Origin of the sequence: Clostridium thailandense (assembly GCF_019207025.1) — a bacterium.
GTDB lineage: Bacteria > Bacillota > Clostridia > Clostridiales > Clostridiaceae > Clostridium_AM > Clostridium_AM thailandense.
The window spans coordinates 1-5,490 of record NZ_JAEEGC010000233.1; the positions used below are offsets into that span (position 1 = coordinate 1).

5 protein-coding genes are annotated in these 5,490 nt (G+C 30.8%); all 5 read right to left on the reverse strand.

The window, feature by feature from the left end:
- Positions 1-1,588 (reverse strand): HAMP domain-containing protein (locus I6U48_RS29065; RefSeq protein WP_218324004.1); only part of this gene is annotated, 1,588 nt, incomplete at its 3' end.
- A gap of 55 nt (positions 1,589-1,643) precedes the next feature.
- Entirely contained in the window at positions 1,644-2,129 is a 486-nt protein-coding gene (locus I6U48_RS29070) for a chemotaxis protein CheW (protein ID WP_376774611.1), read from the reverse strand.
- A gap of 7 nt (positions 2,130-2,136) precedes the next feature.
- Complete coding sequence (locus I6U48_RS29075) at positions 2,137-4,200, reverse strand: chemotaxis protein CheW (RefSeq protein WP_312891160.1); 2,064 nt, start codon at positions 4,198-4,200, stop codon at positions 2,137-2,139.
- 26 nt (positions 4,201-4,226) lie between these two features.
- Complete coding sequence (locus tag I6U48_RS29080; RefSeq protein ID WP_218324006.1) at positions 4,227-4,802, reverse strand: TetR/AcrR family transcriptional regulator; 576 nt, start codon at positions 4,800-4,802, stop codon at positions 4,227-4,229.
- A gap of 120 nt (positions 4,803-4,922) precedes the next feature.
- Positions 4,923-5,490, reverse strand: a 568-nt coding sequence (locus I6U48_RS29085; RefSeq protein WP_246615617.1) for a methyl-accepting chemotaxis protein, incomplete at its 5' end; no start/stop codon positions are given.

Genomic DNA, 5,490 nt, shown 5'->3' on the forward strand with positions numbered 1-5,490 from the left:
TTGTTTGTGCTGATATTTGTGCTATAGATGAAGATAATTCTTCTATTGAACTGGCTTGCTCTGTAGAACCTTGGGATAAACCTTGACTTCCATCAGATACTTGTCTTGCCCCTGCAGCAACTTGTTGTGCCGAGCTATTGATGTCATTCAGAATATCATTAAAAGAGCTAATTGCGAAATTAAGGTTGTCTTTAATCTTTGCATGTTCACCTTTATAATCTCCATTCACGGCTATAGTTAAATTGCCTTTAGCCATCTCCTGCAATACAACAGATGCTTCTTGTATTGGTTTAACTATTGAGTCTATAGTATTATTCATTCCTTCAATAATTTCCTTATACCCACCTTCAAATTTTTCCGCATTCCCTCTAGTGCTTAGTTCACCATTTATTGCAAAATTCGAAAGTTTTCCCACTTCATCAATTAGGTCCTTTATTGAAGTCATTGCTACTATCATTGCCGGAAGCATTTTATCATTTTCTGACCTTTTTCCTATTTTACCATACTTGCCCAATAACCCTAGATCTCCCTTTGCCATATCAGCAAAAACTTCCTGAATACTCACAAGCCTTGTATGAACATTATTTATTGACTCAGCAAAATTTTTAAGCATTCCATTATATTGACCATTCATCTTTGTAGTTAAGTCATTTACAGCCATCCTGTGCAAAACTCCATCAGCTTCATTAAGTGGTTCAATGACAGCATCCAGTGTACTATTTATTCCTTTTACAATTTCTAAGTATCCACCTTTTAATTTATTTATGTCACCTCTTGCTAAAAGATTTCCTCCGGCAGCCTCCTTTGTAAGATTTAAAGTTTCGCCAAGTAATGTGTATAAGCATTCTCTCACCAGATTCAGATTATTAATTAAAATGCCAAAATCTCCATCATAGCAATTTTCAATTACTTCTAAATCTTCACCATTTGCCATTTTTGAAATATACTGCGAAGTAACGTTCAGTGGCTTTGCTATTGCATCTAATGCATTATTTATTCCTTCAATAATTTTTTTATACCCACCATTAAACTTTGTGCTGTCACCACGATCTGAAAGTCTTCCTTCAATAACCGCTTGTACTAATACGTTGGTATCGCTAACTAAAAGCTTAAAATTATTTATAACAAGATTGAGATTCTTGCTTAAGACATCATTTTCAGATTTAACATTCAATGTTTCACTAAAGTCACCGGCAGCAATCTTTTCAGCAACTTTTACCTGCTCTTTAATAGTTTCAGCCATTTCATTAAAGGAATTCGCTAAATCGCCTATTTCATCCTTAGTATTGGATTCTATTCTTACATTTATATCTCCAGCTGATAACTTATCTGCTGCATCTTTTAGTTTTATTATAGGATTGCTGATAATTTTAGACATAATTACTCCAAAAACTATAGCTATAACTACACTCATTATTAATATAATACTAACTAATAGTATATTTTTATTTACTATTGCTGCATTATTAATTTTTATTTTTTCTATATCTATAACTATACTAGCTCCTATAAAACCCGAAATCAAAGCTACGATTATAAAACTTAATATAACCTTTGTACTAATTTTCATATTATAAAGCCATTTCATTAAATCTCCTCCTTTTTTCATTCATACACTATGTTAGATTTTCTATTGTTACTGCTTATTCCTCTGAAATTAACTTACTGCATTCAAGTAATAGCTTGACACTATTACCGACCTTACCAATTCCCTTAATATAATTATTTTGAAAACCTACTTTGTAATCTGGTGGTGGTACTATATTTTCTTCAGCTATATTTACCACTTCAGCTACACCATCAACTATAAGACCTATTGATATGTCCTCAATATCAATTACTATAATACATGTCCTATCATTATACTCTATCTGCTCTTTTCCAAATTTCACCCTAACGTCAATAACTGGAATTATTTTACCCCTTAAATTAATGATTCCCTTAACATATTTTGATACATCAGGTACTTCTGTGATTGGTTGTATTCCTATTATTTCTTTGACATATTTTATTTCCAAACCATATACTTCATTTTCTAAAGTAAATGTTAAAAACTTATCCTGTTGAGTATCCTCCTCATAATTAACAATTTCATTTAATATCTGTGTCAACAGTATCTCTCCCTTCATAATAAACTTATTTAAATCTATTTACTAAACTAGAAATATCTACAATGAGACTTATACTTCCATCCCCAAGTATTGTACATCCAGAGATGCCTTCTATTCTTTTTAAATACTTCGGAAGCGATTTAACCACTACCTGTTGTTCCCCTAATAATTTATCTACAAATATGCAAAAACTTTCCGAATCACTTTCAACTAATATTGTTATACCTTCCTCTATACTTGAAATATCGGTTTTAACTTTAAAGACTTCGTGCAACCTAAATATAGGATAACATTGTCCACGTATCATAGTTAATTCATTGCCTTGACTATCTCGTATTATATCATCAAATTTCGCTCTAAAAGACTCTTTTATAGATGCTATAGGAATTGTATACATTGACTTTCCAACGCTTACTTCCATTCCATTAATTATAGCAAGTGTAAGTGGAATTTTTATTGATATAGTAGTACCTTCTCCCTGCTGACTTTCAACTATAATTGTTCCACCTACTTTTTCTATATTCTTCTTAACAACATCCATTCCTACGCCTCTACCAGAAAATTCTGTAACACTTTCTTTTGTTGAAAAACCTGGTAAAAGTATAAAAGAATAAATTTCTCTATCTGACAATTCATTTTCAGGTTTATAAATAAGCCCTTGATTTCTAGCTTTGCTCAATATCTTTTCCTTGTTTAATCCCTTTCCATCATCTTTTACTGTAATCCATACATCTTTACCAGAATTTTTTGCTTCAAGGATAATTTTCCCTTTACCTGGCTTTGCTTTTTCAATTCTTTCAGAAACACTTTCCATTCCGTGATCTATCGCATTTCTTATAAGATGCATGAGAGGATCTGATAAATTATCAATAATATTTTTATCTACTTCTGTTTCTTCCCCTACAATAACTAATTCTGCTTCTTTATTGAGTTTTTTGCACATATCTCTAACTATTCTATTCATTTTATGAAAGGTTGCTGCTATCGGAATCATTCTTATTGACATTACAATATCTTGCAATTCTGTAGAGAGTTTTCTAAGCTGCCTTGCCGATTTATTAAAGTTATCTAAGGTTAGACCTTCCAAATCCGGATTCCTTGTTACCATTGATTCCATTATTGTAATTTCACCTACGATGTCCATTAATTTATCTAATTTATTAATGTTAACACTTATTAGATTTTGTGTTAAATTGCTTTGCTTACTTGCTTTTCCAGGCTCTTTATCTATTTGTGATAAACTTATTATATTTACATTTTGTTCAATTCCCACTGTATTGTCAGTATTAATTAAATTTTTAACATCAGTATCATAGCTATCTACCTTAATCATTTCACACGACTTTACAAATAAAGCTTCCTTTAATATATTCTTTAAGTTTTCCTCTTCCTTCACCGAAGCAAAGAAAATTGTAAATCCATTTTTTACAATGTATTCAGAAGTTTCATCGTTTTCTACTATATCTTTAGGTATATAGAATATCTCTTCGCATTCCTCTTTAAGCGCATGTACAACTAAAAATGCTCTTACATTTTCCATCTGACAATCATCTTCAAAATAAATCTTAGCCTTATATTTTTTCAAATTTACATTTTCACTATTTCCATAGGAACTTATATAGAACTTATTGGGTTTTTCAATCTTTTTTTCTTCAGATAAGTCAATTTCTTTTGAACCTTTTAATTCTAAAAGGTATTGTTTTATATCAGTAACCAAATCAGTTTCTGATCCATCGGCTGATTGTCCATCGTTAATCTTTGATATTTCATTTTTTATAAAGTCTGAAGCAGAAAGCATAAGGTCACAAATTATAGTAAAATTCAAATTTGTTGGTTTGTTTTCTCTTATAAAGTAAAATAAATCCTCTAAAGAGTGTGCAAGTGCTGATATGTTATCAAACATCATCATCGCTGATGATCCTTTAATTGTATGCATACATCTAAATATTTCATTTATATTTTCAGTAGAAATAGCTCCTGTTTTCTCTGTTTCTAATAGTATTTCTTCAAGTTGTTCAATAAGCTGAATTGTTTCAAAAATGAACATCTCAAGCATTGGTTCTTTATTAATACCTTTATAGTCACTCACAAGCTCACCTCAACCCTCAATTTTTCTTATCTTAATAACCAGTTTAATGCTCTCATAATATGCTCTTTTAAATCCCTATTTGAATCCTCCAATTTCCAATTATAAGTCATAGACCATATTACTCCTAATATGAGTTCTGCAAAATCTTTGGCGTCTATATTATCATCAAAAACTTTAATGGTTTGTCCCTTTTTTATAATTTCAGTAATAAATGCCAGTCTATCATTAATTATATCTTGCATTTCTTTTTTTATCTCACTTTCATATTTATATAAATCAAAAGAAAACAAAATACTAGCTATTTCAGGGTAACTATGGTAATACGTGGCATAAGCCTCTGCAAAATATAATATTGCCTCTTTAGGGCTCATATTGTGCTGAATTATTGTATTTTTTATTGCATTATCATATTCTGAAAATCTTTTTACAATGGCTATCAATATATCTTTTTTCCCATGAAATTGTCTATAAATAGCCGGCTCAGTTATGCCCTCTTGTTTTGCTAATTCACGTATAGTTAATCCATGAATGCCTAATTCATCTAGTATTTTTATAGCACTTATTATTATTTTTTCTTTACGCTTTATATAATTTTTACACATATTTACCCCTCATAAACTTATAATACTAATAAAAAAATTAGTGTTGACTAACTTAATTATTCAAATTTTCCAAACAATTATTAGTTTTTCGTAAAAGCATATATTCGACAGCCTTATCTTCTAGTATTTTCCGAATTCTGAATCATTTAAATCTATTATAGGTTTAATTGATGTAACTGCAGCCTCATTCCAAGTGTCAACAGAGTTTCTTATAAGTTCAGACTTATAATTTTTATCATAGTTATTTAGTTCATTCCTTCCTAAAAAATTAGATACCTTTTTAAGTTTAAACTTATTAACCATTTCGTTTAGTATATGAGCCTGACTCGTAAGTTCTTCACTTGCCGCTGCGCTTTCCTCTGCTGTTGAGGAGTTATTTTGTACAACTGCTGATACCTGTTCTATTCCTTTATTAATTTGTGAAATCCCTGTAGCTTGTTCATTAGAAGCTGTCGCAATATCAGCTACTAGTCTTGCAGATTTTTCCACTCCCGAAACGATTTTATTAAGTGCTAGCGCTGTTTCATTAGCAATTTTAGTTCCAAATTCAGCTTTACAAATAGATCCCTCAATCATCACTGTAGTTTCTTTTGCAGCATTAGCGCTTCTTTCTGCGAGGTTTCTAACTTCCTCAGCAACCACTGCAAAGCCTTTTCCATGTTGCCCAGCTCTTGCTGCTTCTACTGCT

Coding starts and splice junctions, on each gene's coding strand:
- I6U48_RS29070 (WP_376774611.1), bottom strand. CDS start 2,129: ATGAAGGGAGAGATACTGTTGACACAGATATTAAATGAAATTGTTAAT.
- I6U48_RS29080 (WP_218324006.1), bottom strand. CDS start 4,802: ATGTGTAAAAATTATATAAAGCGTAAAGAAAAAATAATAATAAGTGCT.